This is a genomic window from Streptomyces sp. bgisy130 (assembly GCF_057708345.1).
Genome location: NZ_JBYISA010000027.1, coordinates 56,239 through 81,723, shown reverse-complemented (window position 1 = coordinate 81,723; position 25,485 = coordinate 56,239). Strand labels below are relative to the sequence as shown.

The window sequence follows — 25,485 nt, the reverse complement described above, 5'->3', positions numbered from 1 at the left end:
AGACCCGGGCAGCCCCGGCAGACCCCGGCAGGAGTCGGCGGCCGTGCTCGCGCCGCCGCCCAATCCCCAGGTCAGGACGGCGCCCCCGACAGCACCTCCACCTTGCCGGTGTCCAGGGAGTAGTAGGCGCCGATCACGGCGAGGGTCCCCTTGCGTACGAGGGGGGCCAGGTCCTGGTTGGAGCGGAGGTTGGCGGCGGTCAGGGTGACCTGGGCGCGGGCCATGGTGTCGACCGGGTCGCTGCCGCCTTCCCGGACCGTCTGTTCGTAGGCCGGCCGCAGGGCGCGGGCGATGGCCTCCAGGTTGCCGGGCAGCGGCTTGCCGTCGCGGAGGGACTTGTACGACGCCTCGACGGCGCCGCAGCGCTGGTGGCCGAGGACCACGATGAGGGGGGTGCCGCTGGTCATCGGCCCGTACTCCACGGAACCCGTGACCACCGGCCCGACCGCCTCGCCGCCCGTGCGCATCACATAGAGGTCGCCCAGCCCGGTGTCGAAGAGCAGCTCCGGCGGCACCCGGGAGTCGATGCACGCGAGGACCGACCCGAAAGGCGTCTGTTTCTGGGCCACGAACTCGCGCCGGTCCGGATCCCGGTCGGGGTGCTGGAGGTCGCCGCTCACCCAGCGCTGGTTGCCCTCCATCAGGCGGGTGAAGGCCGCTTCCGGGGTGGTCGGCCGCGCGGTGGGCTGCATGGTGGGCCGCGCCTGCGGCGAGGCACCGGCTGCTGCCGGGGCGGTGCTCGTCGAGGAGCACCCCGTGAGTGCCGCCGTGGCGGCGAACAGTCCGCCGGCCAGCAGGGCTCTGCGGTCCGGCTGTCTCGCTCCGTCCATCGGTCGTTCCCCTCAGTCCGCTGAGACGTCTGCATACGTCCTGGTCAGGGGGCGATTGTTCCGGGCGGGGCGGGCGCCCGGCGGGAGGCGCAAGCGGGTGCGGCCCGCTGTGCCACCGACGGCCCACAGAACGGGCCCGGTCGGCGGCGGCCCGGCCCACCCGCTACGCCCTGTCGGTCTTCTCCCGCATGACCGTGTCCCTCGCGGAGGGCGGCGCCGGGCTCGGAACGGTCAGGGACCGGCGGACCGCGCTGCGAACGCTGCGGGAGACGGGCTTCGGCGAGGTGGTCGGGACACGGGAGGGGCCCGGCGACGTCCTGAACATTGCCTACGTGGCCCGGCAGAGGCGGTGAGCGGACGGCCGGCAAGGGGCCGGTGGCAAAAGGGGGTTGATCCATTCTGACCCGGATCGGGCGGCCGGGGCATCCTTTTTGCGGATGATCTTGTAGCCCATTTGCGGCCCTAGCGTGAGGGCATGACGAAGAGCGCGGGCGGGGATCTGGTGTGTGTGGCGGCCGACGGCGTGGAGCTCGCCGTGCGGGATCACGGCGGGGACGGCTCCGCGGTGCTGTTGCTGCACGGTGCGGGGCGGACGCTGGCGGACTGGGCGCGGGTCGCCCCGCTGCTGGCCGGGCGGCACCGGGTGTGGGCGATGGATCTGCGGGCGCACGGGCGGTCGGGGGACGGCGCGGTGCCGTGGACCTTCGAGGTGGCCGCCGACGATGTGACGGCGGTACTGACGGCGTGCGGGGCGAAGGACGCCGTGGTGGTGGGTCATTCACTGGGCGGCATGATCGCCGCGCGCTGCCTGGAGCGGGACGGCGGCGTGCCGGCGGCGGTGAATCTCGACGGCCACGGGATGGGGCGGCCGGAGCAGTACCTGGGACTGGACGCCGCGACGGTGCGGGAACGGCTCGGGGAGGCGCGGGAATTCGCCGAGGAGGCCGGCGGACGGCCCTTCCCTCCCGAGGCGTTGGACGCGGTCCTGGGTTATCAGACCGCGATGGCGGCGGAGTTGGGGATTCCGGCGGAGCTGATGGAGGCCGGCGTACGACGGTCCTTGGGGGAGACGGCGGACGGGCAGCTCTTCCTGCGGCCGGGGCGGCGGCAGGCGCGGGAGACGCAGGAGGCGATGGCGGGCATCGATCTGTTCGCGCTCTACCGGAGGGTGACCCGGCCGCTGCTGATCGCCCGTGCGCTACGTCCCAACCCGTCGGTGCCGGGCATGCCCCCGTGGTTCGACGCAATGATGGCGGCCTATGTACGGGGGCTGGCGCGCGACCTGGCCGAACTGGCGCGGACCCGGCCGCGGGTGACCGTCGCCGGAGTCGACGGGACGCACGCGATGCTGCTGGAACGGCCGGAGGAGGTCGCGGGGCTGGTGTCCGGCTTCGTCCGCGGGCTTCCCGGCAGGCCGTGAACCTCAGCGGGGGAAGAGCTGGAAGAGGGTGGCGGGACGGCCCCGGTAGCGTTCGCCGCCGTTGCGCAGCGTCTGCTCGATGAAGCTGCGGGCGTAGGCACGGGGGTCCTGGCCGGCGCCGCCCAGGCCCTTGATGTAGGTGCTGTGGGCCGCCAGCGAGTCGACCGCGCGGTCGATGCCGGGGCCGACCTCGGCGGCGTGCGTGGGGTACGGGGAGCCCGCCACGGCCACCCAGCGCACCCCGTTCCAGGGCGCCAGGCCCTGGGCGCCGGCGAGCTCGGGGAAGATCCAGCGGTTGCCGGCGTCGCCCGCCGCGTCCAGGACGGCGCGCCCCACCACCCGGTGGTCCGCGCTGTTCCACTGGACGCCGCCCCAGGTGTCGTGGTGGTTGAGGGTGACCAGGAGCTCCGGGCGGTGGCGGCGGATGGCCGCGGCCAGATCGCGGCGCAGCGCCGGGCCGGCCTCGATGACACCGTCGTGGTGGCGGTCGAGGAACTCGACGGTGTGGACGCCGACGAGCGCGGCGCCGGCCCGTTGCTCGGTCTCGCGGATCGCGGCGCACTCGGCGGGTGCGAGCCCGTCGATACCGGCCTCACCGCGGGTGACCAGGAGGTAGCTGACCTGACGGCCGCCGCCGGTCCATTCGGCGATGGCGGCCGCGGCGCCGTATTCGAGGTCGTCCGGGTGGGCGACGACGGCGAGCGCCCGCTGCCAGTCCCGGGGCATGGGGGAGAGGTGGGGTTCGGCGGGCATGGGGTCCCTTCCTTCCCGTCCGGATGCCGCGTTCCGCGTTCCTGGTGCGGCGTCTTCGTGCCGGGCCGTGCCGTGTCCGGTATGCCGTTTCGGACGTGTCCTTCGAACGTGGTCCCGTTTCGATCGTGACATGTATGGGTCGCGTCCACCCGGGTGGAAAGAACCAGTGGGGTGGCGCGGGGTGGGGATGCGGGGCCTGGTGGAGCCTGATCTCGCCTCATACACCTGCTGAGCTGGGATTCATCACATCAGGTGAACATCTGGCCCAAGGTTGCGGTCGGCAACACGCGGTTGCCACGCTGTTGCTGACTGTCAAGCTGTTGGGAGGGGCATGTGCCTTTCGGTGAGCAGCCCGCGTACCTCCGCGTCGCCGGCGACCTGCGCCAGAAGATCGTCGATGGGGTGCTGCCCCCGCACACCCGCCTTCCCTCCCAGGCGCGCATCCGCGAGGAGTACGGCGTCTCGGACACCGTCGCCCTGGAGGCGCGCAAGGTCCTGATGGCCGAGGGGCTGGTCGAGGGCCGCTCGGGGTCGGGGACCTATGTGCGCGAACAGCCCGTTCCGCGCCGTATCGCCCGCGTCGGCTTCCATTCCGCCGGTGGCTGTACGCCCTTCCGGCAGGAGCAGACGGACGAGCGGGTGCGCGGCACCTGGGAGTCCAGCAGCGAGCAGGAGGCGGCCGGTTCGGTGATCGCCGCCCGGCTGCGCATCCCGCACGGGGCCAAGGTGATGCGTACGCGCTATGTCTTCCGGGCGGAGGGCGAGCCGTCGATGCTCTCGACCTCGTGGGAGCCCCTGGAGGTGACCGGGCGGACGCCGGTGATGCTGCCGGAGGAGGGGCCGCTGGCGGGCCGCGGGGTGGTCGAGCGGATGGCGGCCATCGATGTGGTGGTGGACAACGTCGTCGAGGAGGTCGGTGCGCGGCCGTCGCTGGCGGAGGAGGCGATGACGCTGGGAGGGGTGCCGGGGCATGCGGTGCTGGTCGTCTCCCGGACGTATTTCGCGGGCGGCCGGCCGGTCGAGACGGCCGATGTCGTCACCCTCGCGGACCGCTATCGGGTCGCCTACCACCTGCCTGTGAAGTAGATGGTGTGGTGGTTCGGTGCCCTGTGTGTGTCGCCTAGACGCGTACAGCGCGCCTTTGGTTCTCAGGTTCGCGCCCCATTTCGCCCACTTTCTTGGCAAATACCGCCCGCAACCCGGTGTGGGATACCCCACAGACGTTCAACTGGGCGCGATTTTTGGCCGAGTGGGGGAAGTCGACCGTCCGATTCGCTCTTACGATGGCGAAGTTTGTGCACGGCACGGGGGAAGACCAGGAGACCAGCACGTGAGCTCGACGAAGACCCCGAGTGCGGAGCAGGGCGCGCACTCGAACTACCGTCGGTCCCTCGGGACCATCGCCCTGACCGCCACTGGTCTCGGGTCCATCATCGGTTCCGGCTGGCTCTTCGGAGCCGAGCGGGCCGCCGCCATCGCCGGCCCCGCCGCGATCCTCGCCTGGATCATCGGAGCGCTGGTCGCTCTGACGATCGCCCTCACCTACACCGAGCTCGGCTCGATGTTCCCCAAGGCCGGCGGCATGGTCCGCTACGGCCAGTACTCCCACGGCTCGCTCGCCGGCTACCTCGCGGCCTGGGCGAACTGGATCGCGATCGTCTCGGTCATCCCGGGTGAGGCCACCGCCTCCGTCCAGTACATGAGTTCCTGGGACTTCGGCTGGGCGCAGGCGCTGTACGACGGCAAGGAGCTGACCGGCACCGGTGTCGGGCTCGCCAGCGTGCTGCTGATCTTCTACTTCTTCCTCAACTGGTTCGCGATCTCGCTGTTCGCGAAGACCAACACCGCGATCACGGTCTTCAAGGTCGTCGTCCCGGCCATGACCGCGGGCGCGCTGATGCTGGCGCACTTCGACACCGGCAACATCGTTCACCACGGCGGCTTCACGCCCAACGGCTGGAGCTCGGTCTTCACCGCGGTGGCCGTCTCCGGCATCGTCTGGGCCTACAACGGCTTCCAGTCCCCGCTGAACCTCGCCGCCGAGGCCCGTAACCCCGGCAAGTCGCTGCCCAAGGCCGTCATCTGGTCGATCGTGATCGCGCTGGTCATCTATGTCGCGCTCCAGGTCGCGTTCCTGATGGCGGTGCCCGGCGACAAGCTGGCCGCCGGCGGCGGCTGGGCCGGTCTCGGCTTCAACTCGCCGCTCGCCGACCTCGCCATCGCCTGGGGCCTGAACTGGCTGGCGCTGCTGCTGTACGCGGACGCCTTTGTCTCGCCGTCCGGCACCGGCATGATCTACGCGGCCACCACCTCCCGCATGATCCACGGTGTGCAGGAGAACGGCCATCTGCCGGGCATCTTCGGCAAGGTGGACAAGAAGACCGGTGTGCCGCGCCCGGCGCTGCTGCTCAACCTCGTGATCGCCTTCCTGTTCCTCGCCGTCTTCCGCGGCTGGGGCTCGCTCGCCGAGATCGTCTCGGTGGCCACGGTCATCTCGTACATCACCGGCCCGGTCGCGGTGATGTCGCTGCGCCGCGTCTCGCCGGACCTCAAGCGCCCGGTGCAGCTGAAGGCGATGCCGGTGATCGCGCCGATCGCGATGATCTTCGGCTCGCTGGTCCTGTACTGGGGCCGCTGGCCGCTCACCGGCAAGGTCATCCTGATCATGGCCGTCGGACTCCCGGTCTGGGCCTGGTACGAGATCGGCAAGCCGCTGACCCAGGGCCGCAAGCCGTGGGCCGCGCTGCGCCCGCATCTGAAGGCCGGTGCCTGGATGGTGGCGTATCTGCTGGTCATGGCCGCGGTCTCGTACATGGGCGGCAAGGAGTTCGGCGGTAAGGGCTATCTGCCCGAGGGCTGGGACCTCGCCCTGGTCGCCCTGATCGGACTGGCCTTCTACTACTGGGGCGTGCGCAGTTCCTGGCGCAACCCGACGCTGGTGCAGGCCGAGGCCGAGATCCGCGCGGCGGAAGAGGCCGAAGCGGCCGAGGAGACCGAAGGGGACAAGGTCTCCGTCGGGGCCTGAGCCCCGCTCCCGCGCCGTCGGCGCCGATACACACGCCCGAGCCCCTCGGGCCCCACCGGCCACTCGCAGGCCGCTTCCGGTTCGCCGGGGCCCGCGGGTGGCCGGTTCGGTACCTCTTTGTGTAAATCCATATCCGCTGAGTGAAGGTCGGGCGTACGCTCGGGCATATGCGGATTGCGATTTCGGCATCAGCAGACCAGGAGCGCGTGACGGCGCGCTATCCGGCGGACGGAGGGGCGCAATGACTGAGGGTGGAGCCGTGCTCCCCTGGCTCGTCATCCGCCAGGACGAAGGGGGCAACCGCTATCGCGTGGGCCGGTATGCCACCCGAGCGGAGGCGGAGCGGGTGGCCGACCGGTTGGAGACGCGCGGCCGCCAGCAGCTCTACGTGGTCGAGAAGGCCGACCGCGCGGCGACCTGAGCGGCGACGGGCGGGAAGCGGGACCAGGGCGGGGGACGTAGGCTGCCGCGCATGACGACCGTGCGCGTAGTGGTGGGCGGAGCGGTGTGCGAGCGCGGGCGGCTGCTGGCCGCACGGCGCAGCGCACCGCCCGCGCTGGCCGGCCGCTGGGAGCTGCCCGGCGGCAAGGTGGAGGACGACGAGACACCCGAGCAGGCGCTGGAGCGGGAGCTGCGCGAGGAGCTGGGTGTCGAGGCCGCGGCCCTGGAGCGGATTCCGGGCGAGTGGATACTGCGACCCGGCTATGTCCTTCAGGTGTGGACGGCCCGTCTGCTGTCCGGGGAGCCGCGGCCGCTCCAGGACCATGACGAACTGCGCTGGCTGCTGCCCGGCGAGGAGAACCAGGTCGACTGGCTGGACCAGGACCGCCCGGCGGTCGCCGAGGCGATGCGCCGGCTGGCGACCCCGGCCGGGGCGACGGGCGTACGGCGGTAACGAGCCGCAGCCGGCCCCGCCCTGCCCGCCTCTGCCTGCGCTCTGCCCATCCCTTCCTGCGCCCTGCCCGGCCCCTGTTCGCGTCCTGCCCGCGTACACCCGGCCCGCCGGCATCCGGCCTCGCCCGCCACTCGGAGTACCAGCCCCGCAATATGTTTCATTTGTGCCACAGTGCACCGCCCTAGGCGATATGCGGGGCGGGATACCGGGTATGTCCAGATTGACCCCATCGACGCACACAAGACGACGGGGATGCCATCGGGCTGGGATGTGATCGGCGTGAGCGACAGCGCAGCGGCAGGCGTCCCTGGGCCCGGCTCCGGCAGCGCTCGCAGGCGCAGCAAGGCCGCCGGCGCAGCCACCGCTGAATGGAGCTTTCCGGCCGACCCCGGAGCGGTGCGCACCGCCCGCACGGCCGTCCGGCGGGTCATGGACGACTGGGGCCTGAACGGCGCCGCCGATATGGCCGTACTACTCGTCAGCGAGCTCGTCACCAACTCCCTGCGCCATGCGAGCGGCCCCATCGGCGTCCGTATGGTGCTGCTCAGCGCCGACGGGCTGCTCGTCGAGGTCTCCGATCCGCTGCCCGACCCGCCGCGGGAGCGTGACGCCGCTCCCGATGACGAGGGAGGCCGTGGATTGCAGCTGGTCGCATGCAGTTCGCGACGTTGGGGGACCCGGCGCGGAAAGAGCGGTAAGACAGTGTGGTTCGAGCTGTCGGTGGCTGGTTAGGAGACAGATGAAGTCCTGATCGTTGCCATCTCATCGACATTCCGTCGATGAGCTGCGATCGAGACTGTGCTGTGATCGTGAAGACCGTGTTCCGGATAGCCGGGGTATTGGATACTCGAGCTGGTCCGGTCCGGGCACGATGAGCTGGAGGGGACGGGGCTCGTGAGCAAGATGTCATCTGGCGGGGCAGAACCCGCGCAGGCCGAAGGTCAGGGCGGTGCGGACAGCCCCGGCGACCCAGGTGGCCATCCGCCCCTGCGCGAACTGCCCGGTCCGCCCGTATGGCAGAGCAGCCGGCCCGGATCGATCTACGACTACATCCGGGTGGCCTCCTTCTCGCTCGGCCCCGACGGGCGGATCGAGCAGTGGAGCGAGCGCGCGGAGCAGATGCTCGGCATCCCCGCCCGTTACGCGCTCGGCAAGGACCCCGTAGAGGCGTTCGTCCCACGGGAGTTGCGGGAGACCGGGCACCGCAAGGTGTCCGAGATACTCGACGGCCGGGAGTGGACCGGCCTGGTGCCCTACCGCAGGGAAACGAACGGCGCGGCCGACGGCCTCGCCGAGATCTATGTGATGCCGTCCCGCAACGAGGACGGTGAACGCGCCGCGGTCTGCCTGGTCGTCGATGTCCGGGCGCTGCGCGGCATCGAAACCGACCTCGCCGCCTCACAGGCCGTTTTCGGTCAATCTCCCATGGGTTTCACCCTGTTCGGCACGGACCTGAAGCTGCTGCGGGTCAACGAACGGTTCGCCTCGGTCTTCGGCGGCCCGGCGAGCAAGTACCGCGGCTGCGGTCCGCACGACTTCCTGCCCCGGTCCGAGGCCGAGCGGATGACCGCCGCGCTGCGCCGCGTCCTGGACACCGGCGAGCCGGTCGCCGAGATGCAACTGGTCGGCCTGGCCTCCGGCGACGAGGACCGCCGCCGCTGGTCGGTGTCGCTCTACCGGCTGCACGGCGCCAGCGGCCGCCCCATCGGCGTCGCGGCGCTGGCCGCCGATGTCACCGGCCGGCGCCGGGCCGAGCGCGAGGCCGCCAACGCCCGCCGTAACCTCGCCCTGCTCAACGAGGCCGGCGCCCGGATAGGCAACTCCCTCGACCTGGAGACCACCGCCCGCACGCTGCTGGACGTCGCCGTCCCGCAGTTCTGCGATCTGGCCTCGGTGGACCTCTACCAGGGCCTGCTCTCCGGTGACGAGGCCCCGCCCGGCACCAGCGACGGCAGCGCCGAACTGCGCCGGGTCGCCTTCGCCAGCGCCGTCTCGGACGCCCCGCTCGCCACCGCCCCCGGTGTCCTGGGCGACGCGCCCGGCCCGGTCGCGGTCGGCGCCGTCCACCGCTACCCCTTCAACTCCCCCTGCGCGGCCGCCCTGCGGACCGCCCGCGCGCAGATCATCCCGGGCCGGGAGAGCGACGACGGGCCGGAGCTGGGCGCGGTGGTGCACTCCACCCTCGCCGTGCCGATGGTCGCCAGGGACACCGTCGTCGGGCTGGTGCAGTTCTCCCGTACGAAGGGCAGCGAGCCGTTCGGGGAGCGCGACACCGCGCTCGCCGTCGAGCTGGCCGCGCGCGCCGCGGTCTGTATCGACAACGCCCGCCTCTACCGCCGGGAGCACGAACGCGCGCTGATATTGCAGCGCAGTCTGCTGCCGCCCGGCGACCCGGAGGCGGCCGGCCTGGACATCGCCTGCCGCTATCTGCCCGGCACCACCGCCACCGAGGTCGGCGGCGACTGGTTCGATGTCATCGAACTCCCCGGCCACCGCACGGCCCTGGTCGTCGGCGACGTCATGGGGCGCGGACTGCGCGCCGCCGTGGCCATGGGCGAACTGCGCACCGCCGTCCGCACGCTGGCGCTGCTGGACCTGGAACCGGCCGAGGTGCTCTCGGCGCTGGACGAGATCGCCCGCGGGCTCGGCGGCGACGGCAACGGCCGGTCCCAGTCCCGGTCCGCCCGCGGCCGGTCCGGAGCCGCCGAGCCCGCGCCCGAGACGGGGCGCTCCGCCCGTACCGCCGATCTCTCCGAGGTCTACCTCGCCACCTGCGTCTACGCCGTCTACGACCCGGTCACCCGGCGCTGCACGATCGCCAACGCCGGGCATCTGCCGCCGGTGCTGGTCGAGGACGGCGAGGACGCGCTGCTGCTCGACGTCCCCCCGGGGATGCCGCTGGGCGTCGGCGGGGAACCGTTCGAGGAGATCGAGGTCGAGCTGCCGGACGGTGCGCTGCTGGCGCTCTACACCGACGGCCTGGTGGAGTCCCGCCACCATCCGCTGGACGAGGGGCTGCGGGCGTTCCGTACGGCCCTCTCGGGCGCCGACCGCCCGCTGGAGGACGCCTGCGACCACGTCCTCAACGCCCTGGACACCTCGCACGGCGAGGACGACATCGCGCTGCTGATGGCGCGGGTGCAGGGGTTGCCCAAGGACGCGGTGGGCGACTGGAATCTGGCGCCGGAGGCGCGTTCGGTGGCCCGCGCCCGGGAGCTGGCCCGCGACCAGCTCACGGACTGGGGCCTCCAGGACCTGGTCGACACCACGGAGCTGCTGGTCAGCGAGCTGGTGACCAACGCACTGCGGCACGGCCACGGCGAGATCCGGCTGCGTCTGCTGCTGGACCGCTCGCTGGTCTGCGAGGTCTGGGACGCCGACCTCGCCCAGCCGCGCCGCCGCCGCGCCCGCGACACCGACGAGGGCGGCCGCGGACTCCAGCTGGTCGGGCTGCTGAGCGAGGGCTGGGGCAGCCGCCGTACCCCGCGCGGCAAGACCGTGTGGTTCGAACTCGCCCTGCCCGACGGGGAGTCGACGGCGGTGGATCCGGCGGAGGCCCTGCTGAGCCTGTTCTGAGAGGCTGAGCCTGTTCTGAGACCCGGGCGGACACGGCGCGGGGGCCGGCGGTGACACCGGCCCCCGCGCACCGCTACCGGATCATTCGGTACGGCGCCGGATCTTGTTCCCGAGCCACACCAGCGGGTCGTACTTACGGTCCGCGGCGCGTTCCTTCAGCGGGATCAGCGCATTGTCGGTGATCTTGATGTTCTCGGGGCAGACCTCGGTGCAGCACTTGGTGATGTTGCAGTAGCCCAGCCCGTGCTCGTCCTGCGCGGTGGCCTTGCGGTCGATCCCCGACGCCGGCGCCGCGTCCAGCGGGTGCATATCGAGCTCGGCGATCCGCATCAGGAAGCGCGGACCGGCGAACGCCGCCTTGTTCTCCTCGTGGTCACGCACCACATGGCAGGTGTCCTGGCACAGGAAGCACTCGATGCACTTACGGAACTCCTGCGAGCGGCCGACGTCCTCCTGCTGCATCCGGTACTCACCGGGCGCCAGCTCCGCTGGCGGCACGAACGACGGGATCTCGCGGGCCTTGGCGTAGTTGAAGGACACATCGGTGACCAGGTCACGGACGACCGGGAAGGCCCGCAGCGGGGTGATCGTGAGGGTCTCCGTACGCTCGAAGACCGACATCCGGGTCATACACATCAGCCGCGGCCGCCCGTTGATCTCCGCGCTGCACGAACCGCACTTGCCCGCCTTGCAGTTCCAGCGCACCGCGAGATCGGGCGCCTGGGTCGCCTGGAGCCGGTGCACGATGTCCAGCACCACCTCACCCTCGTGCACCTCGACGGTGAAATCCGCCAGGTCCCCGGCGTCCGCGTCGCCCCGCCACACCCGGAAGTGCGCCTGGTAGCTCCCGGACTGCTGCTCTGTCTGCGCCTGGCTCACCGGCTCAGCTCCTCGTCGGTCAGATACTTCGCCAGCTCGTCCTTCTCGAACAGTTCCAGCAGATCGCGGCGGATCGGCGGGTTCTCCCGGCGGGACAGCCGGATCTGGCCCAGCGCCGGGTCGGCGGCCCGGGAATCGCCCTGCGGATCGGCGAGTTCACAGACCAGGTTGAGCTGCCGCCAGTGCCGGTCCATCGCCGGATGATCGTCGCGGGTGTGCCCGCCCCGGCTCTCCTCGCGCTCCAGCGCCGCCCGCGCCACACACTCGCTGACCAGCAGCATGTTCCGCAGATCGAGCGAGAGATGCCAGCCCGGGTTGTACTGCCGGTGCCCCTCGACGCCGGCCCGCCGGGCCCGTACCCGCAGATCGGCCAGCCGCTTGAGCGCCTCGAACATCTCGCTCTCCCTGCGGATGATGCCGACCAGGTCGTTCATCGCCTGCTGGAGCTCCTGGTGCAGGGTGTACGGGTTCTCCGCCGGGACCCGGCCGGCGCCCACTGTATCCCCGATGGCCTCGGTGTCCTCGGCGCTGAACGGGCGCAGCGCCTCCGCCTCCGCCGCGTCGATCTGGACCGGATCGGGCACCGGCCGGTCGGCCTGCGACGCCGCGTACTCGGCCGCGTGCAGCCCGGCCCGCCGGCCGAAGACCAGCAGATCGGACAGCGAGTTGCCGCCCAGCCGGTTGGAGCCGTGCATCCCGCCGGCCACCTCACCGGCCGCGAAGAGCCCGGGCACCCCGGTCGCCGCCGCGGTGTCCGGATCGACGTCCACCCCGCCCATCACGTAGTGACAGGTCGGGCCGACCTCCATCGGTTCGGCGGTGATGTCCACATCGGCCAGTTCCTTGAACTGGTGGTGCATCGAGGGCAGCCGACGCTTGATCACCTCGGCCGGCATCCGGGTGGAGACATCCAGATAGACACCGCCGTGCGGGGAGCCGCGGCCCGCCTTGACCTCGGCGTTGATGGCCCGCGCGACCTCGTCGCGGGGCAGCAGCTCGGGAGGGCGGCGGTTGTGCTCGGGGTCCTCGTACCAGCGGTCGCCCTCGTCCTCGGTCTCCGCGTACTTCTCCTTGAAGACGTCCGGGATGTAGTCGAACATGAAGCGCTTGCCGTCGCTGTTGCGCAGCACCCCGCCGTCGCCGCGGACGGATTCGGTGACGAGGATGCCTTTCACGGACGGCGGCCAGACCATGCCGGTGGGGTGGAACTGCACGAACTCCATGTTGATCAGCGGCGCCCCGGCCAGCAGCGCCAGCGCATGGCCGTCGCCGGTGTACTCCCAGGAGTTCGAGGTCACCTTGAAGGACTTGCCGATCCCGCCGGTGGCCAGCACCACCGCGGGCGCCTCCAGCACGAAGAAGCGGCCGGACTCCCGCTCGTAGCAGAAGGCGCCGGACACCCGGTCGCCGTCGGGGGACTTCAGTACCCGGGTGACCGTGCACTCCTGGAAGACCTTCAACCGGGCGTCGTACGCGCCGAATTCCTTCTCGTCCTCCTGCTGAAGCGAGACGATCTTCTGCTGGAGGGTGCGGATCAGCTCCAGGCCCGTACGGTCGCCGACATGCGCCAGCCGCGGATACTCGTGGCCGCCGAAGTTGCGCTGGGAGATCCGGCCGTCGGCGGTGCGGTCGAAGAGCGCGCCCCAGGTCTCCAGCTCCCACACCCGGTCGGGAGCCTCCCGGGCGTGCAGCTCGGCCATCCGCCACTGGTTGAGGAACTTGCCGCCGCGCATGGTGTCCCGGAAGTGGACCTGCCAGTTGTCATGCTCGTTGGCGTTGCCCATGCTGGCCGCGATCCCGCCCTCGGCCATCACCGTATGGGCCTTGCCGAACAGGGACTTGCAGATCACGGCCGTCCGCATACCGGCTTCGCGGGCCTCGATCGCGGCCCGCAGTCCGGCGCCGCCGGCGCCCACCACGACCACGTCCCATGCCTGCCGGTCCACATGCGCCATCAGGGGGCACACCTTTCCTTAGGAGTTGTTGTCGTCAGAAGAAGCGCGGGTCCGTGAACGCCCCGCTCGCCAGCAGGAAGACATAGAAGTCCGCGGCGGCCACGCTGATCAGCGAGGACCAGGCGAGCAGCATGTGCCGCTCGTTGAGCCTGCCGACCCAGCCCCACATCCGGTAGCGCACCGGGTGCTTGGAGAAGTGCCGCAGCCGGCCGCCGATGATGTGCCGGCAGGAGTGGCAGGAGAGGGTGTACGTCCAGATCAGCACGATGTTGACGAGGAAGATGAGGGTGCCCAGGCCCATGTGGCCCCAGGCGTAGTTCTCGTCACGGAAGGTCAGCGCGGTGTCGTAGGTCAGCACGCCGGCCACCAGCACCGCGAAGTAGAAGAAGTAGCGGTGGATGTTCTGGAGGATCAGCGGGAAGCGGGTCTCACCGGTGTACTTCTTGTGCGGTTCGGCGACCGCGCAGGCCGGCGGCGAGGCCCAGAAGCCGCGGTAGTAGGCCTTGCGGTAGTAGTAGCAGGTCAGCCGGAAGCCCAGCGGGAAGATCAGGATCAGCAGGGCGGGGGACAGGCCCCACCAGCTGCCGAAGACCTCCCAGTTGGGGCCGCCGCGCATGGTGTGGCAGTTCTCCGCCAGACAGGGCGAGTAGAACGGCGAGACATAGGGCGCGGCGTAGTAGTCGGCGTTCGCGAAGGCCCGCCAGGTCGAGTAGACGATGAACGCGAGCAGCCCGGCGGCGGTGCAGGCCGGCGCCAGCCACCAGCGGTCGGTGCGCAGATGACGGGCGGGGATGGCGGCGCGCGAGGCGGCGTGCACGCCGGTTGCGCCCGCTTGCGATGAGGGTTCGGTGCCAGTGGCCAACGTCGGTCTCCGTGAAGGGCGCTCCGGCCGAATGCTCCATGCTTTCACCGGGGCGGCAACGGGGTAGGGGTCTGAGTGGGGCGAAGCCACCCCCTAGGGGTCCTCCACCAGGGGTTTTCCCCTACGGCGCGTGGCCGTGCCTGGAGCCGAGTCCCTCGTCCTGAGCGTCGGTCCACAGCGCGGAGTTGTAGGGGGCGTCGGAGATCGGCACCATCTCGACCTCGGGCGTGCGCCGGTGGGCGGGGGGAGCGGCCGCCACGCTCTGCTTCAGCAGGGTGAGACTCTCGCGCAGATGGTCGGTGTCCGTACGGACCCGGCGGATGTCCAGGCCGGCGCCGAGCTGCGTCTCCAGTTTTCCCACCGACCGGATCAGGTCGTCCAGGCTGCGCTCAACCGCCGTCATTGCGTCCTGTAGGGACATATAACGTGCCCTCACTTTTGAAGGTGTGGTGGGCGATCTCATGCGCCCGAGAGTGTCGCGCGTCACAGTAGGCGTTGGGAAGGGGTCCAACGCGATTACGACTCGAACCGGTGCGTTCCGGCAACCATGCGCCCCGGCGTAGGTCGAACGCCGTTACGAGAGCGGGCGGCGGCGGACGGCGGCCGGCACCCCCGCGACCCCCGCCGTGACCCGCGCCGGGAGCCCCGTGTTGGGCCGGGCGGGTGGCCTTGGTGCGGTGGCCGCCGTGTCGGACTGCCGGTCCGGGCGCGGTCGCTTTCAGTAGGGGTGCCATAGATGTGATGAGCCGCAAAGTCGGCCGAACGTGGTGCGCCGGTCAGCCCCAGGCGGTGCTCGGCGCGGCGCGGGCGAGCCCGGAGGTAACCGTCATGACCGACCACGATCACCTTGCAGGCCGCCGCGCGGTGTGCCGCGGACGCCGCTGTGCCGCGCTCATCGCGGCGGGGGTGCTGCTCCCGCTGCCGGCCCTGACCGGATGCAGCGAAGACGGCCGGGAGGCGTCCGTCGCGGCGTCCCAGGACATCGCCCCGGCACCTCGCGGCGACCTGAAGAGCGGCGGCACCCTGCGCTGGGCCGTCGATGCGATGCCCGGCACCTTCAACGCGTTCCAGTCCGACGCCGACGCGACCACCGCGCGGATCGCCGGTGCGGTGCTGCCCAGCATGTTCACCATCGACGCGAGCGGCAGACCGCAGCGCAACGCCGATTTCCTCGATGCCGCGGACGTCAGCAGCCGGGACCCCAAGCAGGTCGTCACCTACAAGATCAATCCCAAGGCGCGCTGGAGCGACGGTTCGGCGATCACCGCCGCCGACTTTGTCGCCCAGTGGACCGCGCTGCGCGGCAAGAACAACGCCTACTGGACCGCCCGTAACGCCGGCTACGACCGGATCGGCAAGGTCGCCCAGGGTGCGAACGCCCATGAGGTCAAGGTCACCTTCGCCCGCCCCTATGCCGACTGGCGGTCCCTGTTCACGCCGCTTTACCCGAAGAACGTGATGGGCAGCCCCAACGCCTTCAACGACGGCGCCCGGGAGCAGCTGAAGGTCGGCGCGGGCCCGTTCCTCGTCCAGCAGCGGGACGCCAAGGAGGGGCGCGTCGTCCTCGTCCGCAACCCGGGGTGGTGGGGCGACCGCGCCAAGCTCAAGCGGATCGTGTTGCAGTCCCTGCCCGGCGACAAGCGGGCCGCGGCACTGGCCGAGGGGAGCGTCGATGTCGCCGCGGTCGACCAGGTCGCCGCGAAGCGGGTCGCCTCCGCCCGGGGACCGGCCGCCTCCGGCTCGCCCAGGACGTCGGCCGACGGCCACGCGGGCCCGCAGGGCGAGGGCGCCCGTACCGGCGCCCGGGCCGCCGCGGCGGAGAACACCGCCCTGCGCGGCTACACCATCCGCAAGGCGCTGGAGCCCGCCTACACCCAGCTCGCCCTCAACGGCAGCAGCGGGCCGCTGGCCGACGACCGGGTGCGCCGGGCGGTGGCCCGTGCCCTGGACCGGCAGGCGCTCGCGGACACCGTCCTCAAGCCGCTCGACCTGCCCTCCAAGCCGCTCGGCAGCCATCTGCTGATGGCCGGGCAGTACGGCTACGCGGACCACAGCGCCGCGCTCGGCGAGCCGGACTCCGGGGCGGCCAAGGCGCTGCTCGCGGACGCCGGCTGGAAGAGCGACGGCGCCGGCCACCAGCAGGCCGGCGAGAATCCGGGCGCGCCGGCGTCCGACGGATACCAGGACGAGGACGGCGAGGGGCAGCCCGACGACCGGTACGCCGAGGACGGGTACCGGGACGACTCCGCGGAGGACGGGCCGGACGGCTCCGACGACCGCAACCCGGCCCGGGCCGGCCGCGGCCACGCCGGTGCGCCCGTCCGGGGCGACCGGCCCGCCGCCGCCGAGGCCCCGCTGTCCTTCACCGGCGCGGTCGGCTCGGAGGTCCAGCAGTCCGCCCTGCTGCGGCAGAGCGCCTCGTTCTACAAGCAGGCGGCCGCCAGTGAGAAGGCCGACGCGGACGGTGACACCGGGTCCGCGGCGTACGCCAAGTACAAGCGGTACAAGAAGCGGGCGGCGGAGGCGCTCGGTGCCGCCGAGCGGGTCGAGACCGGACAGACCGGGCCGCTGCCGGGGTCCGGCGGGCACCCGGGTGCCCGGCACGCCGCCGTCGAGCGCGCCGCCGACGCGGCGGCCGCACCGCAGCCGGCCGACGGCAAGACGTCCCGGATCGCCGCCGTCAAAAAGAACGGCAAGCCGCTCACCCTGCGCTTCGTGCTCCCCGACGGCGCCGGCTCCGAGCAGCTGCGCACCGTCGGACGGCGGATCGCCTCGATGCTCGGCAAGATCGGCGTCCAGACCTCCCTCCAGCGGGTCTCCGACGCCAGCTACTTCCAGGACCACATCGCCTCCGGTGACTACGACCTGGCGCTGTACTCCTGGCCCGGCACCGCCTACCCGGCGACCGACGCCCGCCCGATCTACGCCAAGCCGCAGCCCGCGCCCGACGGCTCGCTGACCGTCGAGCAGAACTACACCCGGGTCGGCACCGACCACATCGACCAGCTCTTCGACCAGGCCGCCTCCGAGCTGGACGAGGGCGCCTCGCACACGCTGGTGGCGCAGGCCGACGCCCGGATCTGGGCGGCCGCCGGTTCGATCCCGCTCTACCAGCGGCCCGAGCTGGTGGCCGCGAAGAAGTCGCTCGCCAACGTCGGCGCCTTCGGCTTCGCCACGCCCCGCTTCCAGGACATCGGCTACCAGAAGTAGGGGTGGAGTGCGGGCGAATAAATGGTAAGAACCCGCAGGTCATAGCGCATATGTACGGGCCGCGGCGGCCAATGCTGCCGCGGCCCCGTACGATGGGGTGAGGCCGTGGCTTCGTTATGCCCGGCGGGCGCGCGTACCGAATGGACGCGTCGCCACCCACGATTCCGGGAGAAGCGCCGCCAGTATGCCCACCCGCCACGACATTCGTAACGTCGCCATCGTCGCCCACGTCGACCACGGGAAGACCACCCTCGTCGACGCCATGCTCAAGCAGGCCGGTTCGTTCGCCGAACACGCCGCCGAGAAGCTCGACGACCGGATGATGGACTCCAACGACCTGGAGCGTGAGAAGGGCATCACGATCCTCGCCAAGAACACGGCGGTGAAGTATCACCCCAAGGACGGCGGGGACCCGATCACGATCAACATCATCGACACCCCCGGCCACGCCGACTTCGGTGGCGAGGTCGAGCGCGGTCTGTCGATGGTCGACGCGGTCGTCCTGCTGGTCGACGCCTCCGAGGGTCCGCTGCCGCAGACCCGCTTCGTGCTCCGCAAGGCCCTCGCGGCCCGTATGCCGGTCATCCTGTGCATCAACAAGACCGACCGTCCCGACTCCCGGATCGACGAGGTCGTCAACGAGACCTACGACCTGTTCCTGGACCTGGACGCGGACGAGGACCAGATCGAGTTCCCGATCGTCTACGCCTGCGCCCGTGACGGCGTGGCCTCGCTGACCAAGCCGGCGGACGGCACCGTCCCGGCCGACAGCACCAACCTGGAGCCGTTCTTCACCACGCTCCTGGAGTCCGTCCCGGCCCCCCAGTACGACGCCGACGCCCCGCTCCAGGCGCACGTCACCAACCTGGACGCGGACAACTTCCTCGGCCGTATCGCGCTGCTCCGCGTCGAGCAGGGTGAGCTGGCCAAGGGCCAGTCCGTCGCCTGGATCAAGCGGGACGGCACCATCGCCAACGTCCGCATCACCGAGCTGATGATGACCGAGGCGCTCACCCGCAAGCCCGCCGAGAAGGCCGGCCCCGGTGACATCTGCGCGGTCGCCGGTATCCCCGACATCATGATCGGCGAGACGCTGGCGGACCCGGAGAACCCGGTCGCGCTGCCGCTGATCACGGTCGACGAGCCGGCGATCTCTATGACCATCGGTACCAACACCTCGCCGCTGGTCGGCCGGGGCGGCACGGGTAAGGGCGCGGACGCCAAGACCGCGGTCAAGGACCGCAAGGTCACCGCCCGCCAGGTCAAGGACCGCCTGGAGCGCGAGCTGATCGGTAACGTCTCGCTGCGCGTCCTGGAGACCGAGCGTCCCGACGCCTGGGAGGTGCAGGGCCGCGGTGAGCTGGCGCTGGCCATCCTGGTGGAGCAGATGCGCCGTGAGGGCTTCGAGATGACCATCGGCAAGCCGCAGGTGGTCACCAAGCAGGTCGACGGCAAGACCTACGAGCCCGTCGAGCGCATGACCATCGACGTGCCCGAGGAGCACATGGGCGCCGTCACCCAGCTGATGGGTGTCCGCAAGGGCCGGATGGACAACATGTCCAACCACGGCTCCGGCTGGGTCCGGATGGAGTTCGTCGTCCCGTCCCGCGGTCTGATCGGTTTCCGTACGGAGTTCCTGACCAACACCCGCGGTACCGGTATCGCGCACTCGATCCACGAGGGCCACGAGCCGTGGTTCGGCACCCTCACCACCCGTAACAACGGCTCCCTGGTCGCCGACCGCTCCGGTGCCGTCACCGCCTTCGCGATGACGAACCTCCAGGAGCGCGGTGTGCTGTTCACCGACCCCGGCACCGAGGTGTACGAGGGCATGATCGTCGGCGAGAACTCCCGCGCCGACGACATGGACGTGAACATCACCAAGGAGAAGAAGCTCACCAACATGCGCTCCTCCTCGGCCGACTCGTTCGAGGCGATCGTGCCGCCGCGCAAGCTGTCGCTGGAGCAGTCCCTGGAGTTCTGCCGCGACGACGAGTGCGTCGAGGTGACCCCGGAGGCCGTGCGCATCCGCAAGGTCGTCCTGGACCAGAAGGAGCGCGGCCGCACGGCTTCCCGCGCGAAGCGGTAACGCTGCCGCCGGTATCCCGGCCCGGAACGATGGGGCGCCCCTCTGTGCGAGGGGCGCCCCTTCGTCGTCGGTGGCCGGCTGGTCCGTGCCTCCCATAGGGGGATCTCCGGGGGCGCCCCGGGGTGGCCCCGCTTCCTCCCCGCTTCCTCCCCGATCGGGCATCCGAGGGGTTTCTCAGGGTTCCGGAGCAGTGGCGGACGCCGCCGGAGTGCGGTACGTCCCGCTTTGCGGTCTTATGTGGCCCTAGGCATGATCCCGGAGCTGAGGAGGCGTCATGCGGAGAGCCACGTGCGCGAAGTGGGGCGCATGCGCCGTCACCGTCGCCGTCGTGGCCACGGGGTGCGGGGGCGGGAGCGCCGCGAACCGTTCCGGGGTCGTCAGCGCCTCCTGGGGAGACCCGCAGAACCCGCTGGAGCCGGCGAACACCAATGAGGTCCAGGGCGGCAAGGTCCTGGAAATGCTGTTCCGGGGGCTCAAGCGCTACAACCCGAAGACGGGCGCCGCGGAGAATGTGATCGCGGACCGGATCGAGACGAAGGATTCGCAGAATTTCACGGTGACCCTGAAGGACGGCTGGACCTTCAGCAACGGTGAAAAGGTCACCGCCAAGTCCTTCGTGGACGCCTGGAATTATGGCGCACTGCTGACCAACAAGCAGAAGAACGCACCGTTCTTCCAGTACATCGACGGCTTCGATCAGGTGCATCCGGACAAGGGGAACCCGCAGGCCAAGACCCTGTCGGGGCTGGCGGTGAAGGACGACAAGACCTTTACCGTCAAGCTCAATCAGAAGTTCTCCACCTGGCCGGACACCCTGGGCTATTCGGCCTTCATGCCGCTGCCGCAGGCGTTCTTCCGGGACCATGACGCCTGGATCGAGAAGCCGGTCGGAAACGGGCCGTACACCGTGGACTCCTACGAAAAGGGGTCGGTGCTGCGGATGCGGAAGTGGGACAAGTATCCGGGGGATGATCCGGCGCGTAACGGCGGAATCGATCTGCGGGTCTATACGGACAACAACACGGCCTATACCGATCTCCAGGCGGGCAACATCGACCTGGTCGACGATGTGCCGGCCGCGCAGCTGAAGAATGTCCGGGCGGATCTGGGCGGCCGTTACATCAATCAGCCGGCCGGGATCATCCAGACCCTCGCCTTTCCCATGTACGACAAGCGGTGGGCGCGGCCGGGCGCGGAGAAGGTACGCCGGGGCCTGTCGATGGCGATCGACCGGGACCAGATCACCCGGGAGATCTTCCAGAAGACCCGGACGCCCGCCACGGACTGGACCTCGCCGGTGCTCGGGCCGGAGGGCGGCTACAAACCCGGACTGTGCGGCGAGGCCTGTGAGTTCAACCCGGCCAGGGCGAAACAGCTGATCAAGGAGGGCGGCGGACTCCCCGGCGGCAGCATCACCCTCGCGTACAACGCCGATACGGGCTCCCACAAGGACTGGATCGACGCCCTCTGCAACAGCATCAACAAGTCGCTGGGAGAGGACCAGGCATGCGTCGGGGCCCCCGTCGGCACGTTCGCCGACTTCCGCAACAAGCTCACCGCCCGGCGGATGAGCGGGCCGTTCCGGGCCGGCTGGCAGATGGACTATCCGCTGATCCAGAACTTTCTCCAGCCGCTGTACTACACCAACGCCTCCGCCAACGACGGCAAGTTCAGCAATGCCTCCTTCGACAAGCTGGTGAACCAGGCGAACGCGGAAACGGACCAGACGAAGGCCGTCGCGGCATTCCAGGACGCGGAGAAGATCCTCGCCACCCAGATGCCGGCCATTCCCCTCTGGTACCAGAACGGCAGCGGCGGCTATTCGGAACGGATCAGCAATGTCGCCCTGAATCCGTTCAGCGTGCCGGTCTACAACGAGATCAAGGTCAACTGACCGTGCCCACGCGCCGCGGGGCGAGAGAGGCCGGTGCTTCATGGGCCGCTATGTGATCCGCCGGCTGCTCCAGATGATCCCGGTGTTCATCGGCAGCACCTTTCTCATCTTCTTCATGGTGTACGCCCTGGGCGACCCCGTGGCCGCGATGTTCGGCGACCGGGCGCCCGACCCCGCCACCGCCGCGCAGATCCGCCGCGAGCTCTACCTCGATGAACCGCTGTGGAAGCAGTATCTGCACTACATGGGCCAGATCTTCCAGGGGAATTTCGGCACCGCCTTCAACGGCCAGTCGGTCACCGAGCTGATGGCCGCCGCCTTCCCCGTCACGCTGCGGCTGACCCTGGTCGCCGTCGTCATCGAGATGCTGGTGGGCATCGTGCTGGGGGTGTTCAGCGGGCTGCGGCGCGGCCGGGACATCGACACCACGGTGCTGGTCCTCACCCTCGTCGTGGTGTCCATCCCGACCTTCGTCAGCGGATATCTGCTCCAGTTCCTGTTCGGGGTGCAATGGGCCTGGGCCGCGCCGTCCGTCGCCCCCGAGGCGCCGCTGAACGAACTCCTGCTGCCGGGGCTGGTGCTGGCGCTGGTCTCGCTCGCCTACGTCACCCGGCTGACCCGGACCTCGATCGCGGAGAACGCCCGCGCCGACTACGTCCGCACCGCCCTCGCCAAGGGCCTGCCCCGGCACCGCGTCATCACCCGCCATCTGCTGCGCAATTCGCTGATCCCGGTCGTCACCTTCATCGGCACGGACATCGGCGCCCTGATGGGCGGCGCGATCGTCACCGAGCGCATCTTCAACATCCACGGCGTCGGATACCAGCTCTACCAGGGCATCCTGCGGCAGAACTCGCCGACCGTCGTGGGCTTCGTGACGATCCTGGTGCTGGTCTTCCTGCTCGCGAACCTCCTCGTCGACCTGCTGTACGCCGTCCTCGACCCGAGGATCCGCTATGCCTGAGTCCTACGTCCCCAAGGAAGCCATCGGCCACGGCGACGGCGGGTCCGCCGCACTGGCCATCGGCGAGGCGGAGTCGCTGGAACGGCGGCCCGGCGCAGCCCCGCCCGGCGCCGGACCACCCGGACCCGCCGTCGGCAAGCCGCGCAGCCTGTGGAGCGACGCCTGGCACGACCTGTACCGCAACCCGGTCTTCGTGCTCTCCGCGCTGGTCATCGTCTTCCTGGTGGTCATCGCGATCTGGCCGCAGCTGATCGCCACCGGCAACCCCTACCGCGCCGACCTCGCCAAGGCACAGCAGGGCTCCCAGCCCGGCCACCCCTTCGGCTTCGACACCCAGGGCCGGGACGTCTACACCCGGGTCGTCTACGGCGCCCGTGCCTCCATCACCGTCGGCGTCTGCGCCACGACCGGTGCGGCGCTGCTCGGCAGCCTGCTGGGCGGACTGGCCGGGTTCTTCGGCAGCTGGAGCGACACCCTGCTCTCCCGGCTCGCCGACATCTTCTTCGGCATCCCGGTGATCCTCGGCGGCCTGGTGTTCCTCTCCATGGTCACCAGCACCACCGTCTGGCCGGTGGTCGGCTTCATCGTGCTGCTCGGCTGGCCGCAGATCTCCCGTATCGCCCGCGGCTCCGTCGTCACCGCCAAACAGAACGACTACGTCCAGGCCGCGCGGGCGCTGGGCGCGGGCAACCGGCGGCTGCTGCTGCGGCATATCGCGCCGAACGCCGTCGCGCCGGTCATCGTCGTCGCCACCATCGCCCTCGGCACCTTCATCGCGCTGGAGGCGACGCTCTCGTACCTGGGCGCCGGCCTGAAGCCGCCCACCGTCTCCTGGGGCATCGATATCTCCACCGCCTCCACCTACATCCGCACCGCGCCGCACATGCTGCTGTGGCCGGCGGGCGCGCTGAGCATCACGGTGCTGGCGTTCATCCTGCTCGGCGACGCGGTACGCGACGCCCTCGACCCCAAGTTGCGCTGAGGAGCCGGACGATGACGAACGAGGACGCGCGGTCCGCGGGCGCCGGTACGGCCCTGCTCGACGTGCGGGACCTGCGGGTCGAGTTCCGTACCCGGGACGGCGTGGCCAAGGCCGTCAACGGCGTCAGCTACCGGGTGGCGCCCGGCCAGACGCTGGCGGTGCTCGGCGAGTCCGGCTCCGGGAAGTCCGTCACCGCCCAGGCCGTGATGGGCATCCTCGACTCGCCGCCGGGCCGCGTCACCGGCGGCCAGGTCGTCTTCCAGGGGCGCGATCTGCTCACCCTGCGCAAGGACGAACGGCGCAGGGTCCGCGGCGCGAAGATGGCGATGATCTTCCAGGACGCGCTGTCCGCGCTGAACCCGGTCCTCAGTGTCGGCGCCCAGCTCGGGGAGATGTTCCAGGTCCATGAGGGGATGTCCCGTAAGGACGCCCGCGGCAAAGCGGTGGAACTGATGGAGCGGGTCGGCATCCCCGCGGCCAGGGAGCGGGTGGGCGACTATCCGCACCAGTTCTCCGGCGGGATGCGCCAGCGCATCATGATCGCGATGGCGCTGGCCCTCGGCCCGGACCTGATCATCGCGGACGAGCCGACCACGGCACTCGACGTCACCGTGCAGGCGCAGGTGATGGACCTGCTGGCCGAGCTCCAGCGCGAGCTGACCATGGGACTGATCCTGATCACCCACGACCTGGGGGTGGTCGCCGACGTCGCCGACACGATCGCGGTGATGTACGCGGGCCGGATCGTCGAGACCGCCTCCGTCCACCAGCTCTACCGGGCCCCCGCCCACCCGTACACCCGCGGTCTGCTGGACTCCGTCCCACGGCTGGACCGGAAGGGCCGCCGGCTGTACGCGATCCAGGGCCTGCCGCCCAGCCTGACGGCCATTCCGCCCGGCTGCCCCTTCCACCCGCGCTGCCCGCTGGCCCAGGACATCTGCCGCACCGATCCGCCGCCCCTGTACGAGGCCGGCCCCGGCCGGGCCAGCGCCTGCCACTTCTGGAAGGAGACGCTCGGTGACGCACGATGACGGCGGCAGCCCGGCGGCCGCCCCGGGGACCCCGATCCTGGAGGTCCGCGACCTGGTCAAACACTTCCCGTTCACCCGGGGGGTGCTCTTCCGGAAGCAGGTCGGCGCGGTCAAGGCCGTGGACGGGGTGTCCTTCGACCTTCACCAGGGCGAGACGCTCGGCATCGTCGGCGAATCGGGCTGCGGCAAGTCCACCGTCGCCCGGCTGCTGGTCGGCCTGGAACGTCCGACGTCCGGTCAGATCCGCTACCGGGGCGAGGACATCAGCACCCTCTCGGCCCGCGCGCTGCGGGCCGTACGCCGCAACATCCAGATGGTGTTCCAGGACCCCTACACCTCCCTGAACCCCCGGATGACCGTCGGCGACATCATCGGCGAGCCCTACGAGATCCACCCCGAGGCGGCCCCCAGGCGGGACCGCCGCAGAAAGGTCCAGGAACTCCTGGAAGTGGTAGGGCTCAACCCCGAGTTCATCAACCGCTATCCGCACCAGTTCTCCGGCGGCCAGCGCCAGCGCATCGGGATCGCCCGCGGCCTGGCGCTGCGCCCGGAGATCATCGTCGCCGATGAGCCGGTCTCCGCGCTGGATGTCTCGGTCCAGGCGCAAGTGGTCAATCTGCTGGAGCAGTTGCAGCGGGAGTTCGCGCTGTCGTACGTCTTCATCGCCCACGATCTGTCCGTCGTACGGCACATCTCCGACCGTGTCGCGGTGATGTACCTGGGCCGGCTGGCCGAGACCGGCACCCACGAGCAGATCTACGACCACCCCACGCACCCGTACACCCAGGCCCTGCTGTCCGCCGTGCCCGTCCCCGACCCGGACGCCCGCACTCACCGGGACCGCATCCTGCTGGCGGGCGATGTCCCGTCACCCGCGAACCCGCCCTCCGGCTGCCGCTTCCGCACCCGCTGCTGGAAGGCCCGGCAGCTGTGCGCCGACGTCGTACCGCCGCTGGACGTGCCCGCGGAGTTCCGCGGGACGGCGAGCCCGGCCGGGCACGCCTCGGCCTGTCATTTCGCCGAGGAGCGGCACGTGGTGCCGAGCGAGTAGCCGTACGGGCCGGACGGCCGTGCGCGGCCCGTACGGGCGCGGACGCCGAGAGCCCGCCTCCCCCTGGGG

At 70.7% G+C, this 25,485-nt stretch carries 21 protein-coding genes; 15 read left to right on the top strand and 6 right to left on the bottom strand.

Annotation, left to right across the window (positions count from 1 at the left end; all coding sequences use genetic code 11):
• Window positions 1–71 precede the first annotated feature (71 nt).
• Window positions 72–830: a carbonic anhydrase gene (locus AC3EUV_RS28230; RefSeq protein ID WP_432145462.1), complete on the bottom strand. Its 759-nt coding sequence runs from the start codon at window positions 828–830 to the stop codon at window positions 72–74.
• Window positions 831–1,018: 188 nt separating this feature from the next.
• Between AC3EUV_RS28230 and AC3EUV_RS28225 the strand changes: the two genes are divergently transcribed.
• Both AC3EUV_RS28225 and AC3EUV_RS28220 read left to right on the top strand, forming a co-directional pair.
• The gene (locus tag AC3EUV_RS28225; protein WP_432145461.1) at window positions 1,019–1,183 is read left to right on the top strand and encodes a hypothetical protein; all 165 of its coding nucleotides are present in this window, start codon (window positions 1,019–1,021) and stop codon (window positions 1,181–1,183) included.
• Window positions 1,184–1,305: 122 nt separating this feature from the next.
• Complete coding sequence (locus tag AC3EUV_RS28220) at window positions 1,306–2,250, top strand: alpha/beta fold hydrolase (RefSeq protein WP_432145460.1); 945 nt, start codon at window positions 1,306–1,308, stop codon at window positions 2,248–2,250.
• Window positions 2,251–2,253: 3 nt separating this feature from the next.
• Here AC3EUV_RS28220 and AC3EUV_RS28215 read toward each other — a convergent pair whose 3' ends face one another.
• Entirely contained in the window at window positions 2,254–3,003 is a 750-nt protein-coding gene (locus AC3EUV_RS28215; RefSeq protein WP_432145459.1) for a PIG-L deacetylase family protein, read from the bottom strand.
• A gap of 333 nt (window positions 3,004–3,336) precedes the next feature.
• Between AC3EUV_RS28215 and AC3EUV_RS28210 the strand changes: the two genes are divergently transcribed.
• From AC3EUV_RS28210 to AC3EUV_RS28185, 6 genes are all read left to right on the top strand, one after another.
• The gene (locus tag AC3EUV_RS28210; protein ID WP_432145458.1) at window positions 3,337–4,089 is read left to right on the top strand and encodes a GntR family transcriptional regulator; all 753 of its coding nucleotides are present in this window, start codon (window positions 3,337–3,339) and stop codon (window positions 4,087–4,089) included.
• A gap of 244 nt (window positions 4,090–4,333) precedes the next feature.
• Window positions 4,334–6,028, top strand: a complete 1,695-nt coding sequence (locus tag AC3EUV_RS28205; RefSeq protein ID WP_432145457.1) for an APC family permease — start codon at window positions 4,334–4,336, stop codon at window positions 6,026–6,028.
• A gap of 241 nt (window positions 6,029–6,269) precedes the next feature.
• Complete coding sequence (locus AC3EUV_RS28200; protein WP_018089368.1) at window positions 6,270–6,449, top strand: SPOR domain-containing protein; 180 nt, start codon at window positions 6,270–6,272, stop codon at window positions 6,447–6,449.
• A gap of 51 nt (window positions 6,450–6,500) precedes the next feature.
• Entirely contained in the window at window positions 6,501–6,923 is a 423-nt protein-coding gene (locus AC3EUV_RS28195; protein ID WP_235465514.1) for a (deoxy)nucleoside triphosphate pyrophosphohydrolase, read from the top strand.
• A 270-nt stretch (window positions 6,924–7,193) separates the two neighbouring features.
• A complete protein-coding gene (locus tag AC3EUV_RS28190) occupies window positions 7,194–7,655 on the top strand; it encodes an ATP-binding protein (protein ID WP_432145470.1) in 462 nt (153 codons plus the stop codon).
• A 171-nt stretch (window positions 7,656–7,826) separates the two neighbouring features.
• Entirely contained in the window at window positions 7,827–10,499 is a 2,673-nt protein-coding gene (locus AC3EUV_RS28185) for a SpoIIE family protein phosphatase (RefSeq protein ID WP_432145469.1), read from the top strand.
• 81 nt (window positions 10,500–10,580) lie between these two features.
• Here AC3EUV_RS28185 and AC3EUV_RS28180 read toward each other — a convergent pair whose 3' ends face one another.
• The 4 genes from AC3EUV_RS28180 to AC3EUV_RS28165 all read right to left on the bottom strand — a co-directional run bounded on the left by AC3EUV_RS28180 (window position 10,581) and on the right by AC3EUV_RS28165 (window position 14,616).
• On the bottom strand, window positions 10,581–11,378 hold the full coding sequence (locus AC3EUV_RS28180) for a succinate dehydrogenase/fumarate reductase iron-sulfur subunit (RefSeq protein ID WP_432145456.1): 798 nt from the start codon (window positions 11,376–11,378) through the stop codon (window positions 10,581–10,583).
• The gene (locus AC3EUV_RS28175; protein WP_435604162.1) at window positions 11,375–13,333 is read right to left on the bottom strand and encodes a fumarate reductase/succinate dehydrogenase flavoprotein subunit; all 1,959 of its coding nucleotides are present in this window, start codon (window positions 13,331–13,333) and stop codon (window positions 11,375–11,377) included. Before AC3EUV_RS28175 ends, AC3EUV_RS28180 begins: the two co-directional genes overlap by 4 nt.
• Window positions 13,334–13,367: 34 nt before the next feature.
• Window positions 13,368–14,195: a hypothetical protein gene (locus AC3EUV_RS28170; RefSeq protein WP_432145454.1), complete on the bottom strand. Its 828-nt coding sequence runs from the start codon at window positions 14,193–14,195 to the stop codon at window positions 13,368–13,370.
• 121 nt (window positions 14,196–14,316) lie between these two features.
• Complete coding sequence (locus tag AC3EUV_RS28165; protein WP_432145453.1) at window positions 14,317–14,616, bottom strand: hypothetical protein; 300 nt, start codon at window positions 14,614–14,616, stop codon at window positions 14,317–14,319.
• 407 nt (window positions 14,617–15,023) lie between these two features.
• On the opposite strand from AC3EUV_RS28165, the gene AC3EUV_RS28160 reads away from it, so the two are divergent.
• The 7 genes from AC3EUV_RS28160 to AC3EUV_RS28130 all read left to right on the top strand — a co-directional run bounded on the left by AC3EUV_RS28160 (window position 15,024) and on the right by AC3EUV_RS28130 (window position 25,416).
• Window positions 15,024–17,405, top strand: a complete 2,382-nt coding sequence (locus tag AC3EUV_RS28160; protein ID WP_435604161.1) for an ABC transporter substrate-binding protein — start codon at window positions 15,024–15,026, stop codon at window positions 17,403–17,405.
• Between the two features lie 184 nt (window positions 17,406–17,589).
• Window positions 17,590–19,494, top strand: coding sequence for a translational GTPase TypA (gene typA, locus AC3EUV_RS28155; RefSeq protein ID WP_432145451.1), 1,905 nt, complete (start codon window positions 17,590–17,592; stop codon window positions 19,492–19,494).
• Between the two features lie 274 nt (window positions 19,495–19,768).
• Window positions 19,769–21,388, top strand: coding sequence for a peptide ABC transporter substrate-binding protein (locus tag AC3EUV_RS28150; protein ID WP_432145450.1), 1,620 nt, complete (start codon window positions 19,769–19,771; stop codon window positions 21,386–21,388).
• A 40-nt stretch (window positions 21,389–21,428) separates the two neighbouring features.
• A complete protein-coding gene (locus AC3EUV_RS28145; RefSeq protein ID WP_432145449.1) occupies window positions 21,429–22,352 on the top strand; it encodes an ABC transporter permease in 924 nt (307 codons plus the stop codon).
• Window positions 22,345–23,334, top strand: coding sequence for an ABC transporter permease (locus tag AC3EUV_RS28140; RefSeq protein ID WP_432145448.1), 990 nt, complete (start codon window positions 22,345–22,347; stop codon window positions 23,332–23,334). Before AC3EUV_RS28145 ends, AC3EUV_RS28140 begins: the two co-directional genes overlap by 8 nt.
• Before the next feature lie 11 nt (window positions 23,335–23,345).
• Entirely contained in the window at window positions 23,346–24,365 is a 1,020-nt protein-coding gene (locus AC3EUV_RS28135) for an ABC transporter ATP-binding protein (protein ID WP_432145447.1), read from the top strand.
• The gene (locus AC3EUV_RS28130; RefSeq protein ID WP_435604160.1) at window positions 24,352–25,416 is read left to right on the top strand and encodes an ABC transporter ATP-binding protein; all 1,065 of its coding nucleotides are present in this window, start codon (window positions 24,352–24,354) and stop codon (window positions 25,414–25,416) included. The genes AC3EUV_RS28135 and AC3EUV_RS28130 overlap by 14 nt, the downstream gene beginning before the upstream one ends.
• Window positions 25,417–25,485 lie beyond the last annotated feature (69 nt).

What these genes read in the sequence shown, in the direction of transcription:
- AC3EUV_RS28225 (WP_432145461.1), top strand. Translation starts at nt 1,019, where the DNA reads ATGACCGTGTCCCTCGCGGAGGGCGGCGCCGGGCTCGGAACGGTCAGG.
- AC3EUV_RS28160 (WP_435604161.1), top strand. Translation starts at nt 15,024, where the DNA reads ATGACCGACCACGATCACCTTGCAGGCCGCCGCGCGGTGTGCCGCGGA.
- AC3EUV_RS28135 (WP_432145447.1), top strand. Translation starts at nt 23,346, where the DNA reads ATGACGAACGAGGACGCGCGGTCCGCGGGCGCCGGTACGGCCCTGCTC.
- AC3EUV_RS28220 (WP_432145460.1), top strand. Translation starts at nt 1,306, where the DNA reads ATGACGAAGAGCGCGGGCGGGGATCTGGTGTGTGTGGCGGCCGACGGC.
- AC3EUV_RS28200 (WP_018089368.1), top strand. Translation starts at nt 6,270, where the DNA reads ATGACTGAGGGTGGAGCCGTGCTCCCCTGGCTCGTCATCCGCCAGGAC.
- typA (WP_432145451.1), top strand. Translation starts at nt 17,590, where the DNA reads ATGCCCACCCGCCACGACATTCGTAACGTCGCCATCGTCGCCCACGTC.
- AC3EUV_RS28195 (WP_235465514.1), top strand. Translation starts at nt 6,501, where the DNA reads ATGACGACCGTGCGCGTAGTGGTGGGCGGAGCGGTGTGCGAGCGCGGG.
- AC3EUV_RS28140 (WP_432145448.1), top strand. Translation starts at nt 22,345, where the DNA reads ATGCCTGAGTCCTACGTCCCCAAGGAAGCCATCGGCCACGGCGACGGC.
- AC3EUV_RS28150 (WP_432145450.1), top strand. Translation starts at nt 19,769, where the DNA reads ATGCGGAGAGCCACGTGCGCGAAGTGGGGCGCATGCGCCGTCACCGTC.
- AC3EUV_RS28175 (WP_435604162.1), bottom strand. Translation starts at nt 13,333, where the DNA reads ATGGCGCATGTGGACCGGCAGGCATGGGACGTGGTCGTGGTGGGCGCC.
- AC3EUV_RS28215 (WP_432145459.1), bottom strand. Translation starts at nt 3,003, where the DNA reads ATGCCCGCCGAACCCCACCTCTCCCCCATGCCCCGGGACTGGCAGCGG.
- AC3EUV_RS28145 (WP_432145449.1), top strand. Translation starts at nt 21,429, where the DNA reads ATGGGCCGCTATGTGATCCGCCGGCTGCTCCAGATGATCCCGGTGTTC.
- AC3EUV_RS28230 (WP_432145462.1), bottom strand. Translation starts at nt 830, where the DNA reads ATGGACGGAGCGAGACAGCCGGACCGCAGAGCCCTGCTGGCCGGCGGA.
- AC3EUV_RS28185 (WP_432145469.1), top strand. Translation starts at nt 7,827, where the DNA reads ATGTCATCTGGCGGGGCAGAACCCGCGCAGGCCGAAGGTCAGGGCGGT.
- AC3EUV_RS28165 (WP_432145453.1), bottom strand. Translation starts at nt 14,616, where the DNA reads ATGTCCCTACAGGACGCAATGACGGCGGTTGAGCGCAGCCTGGACGAC.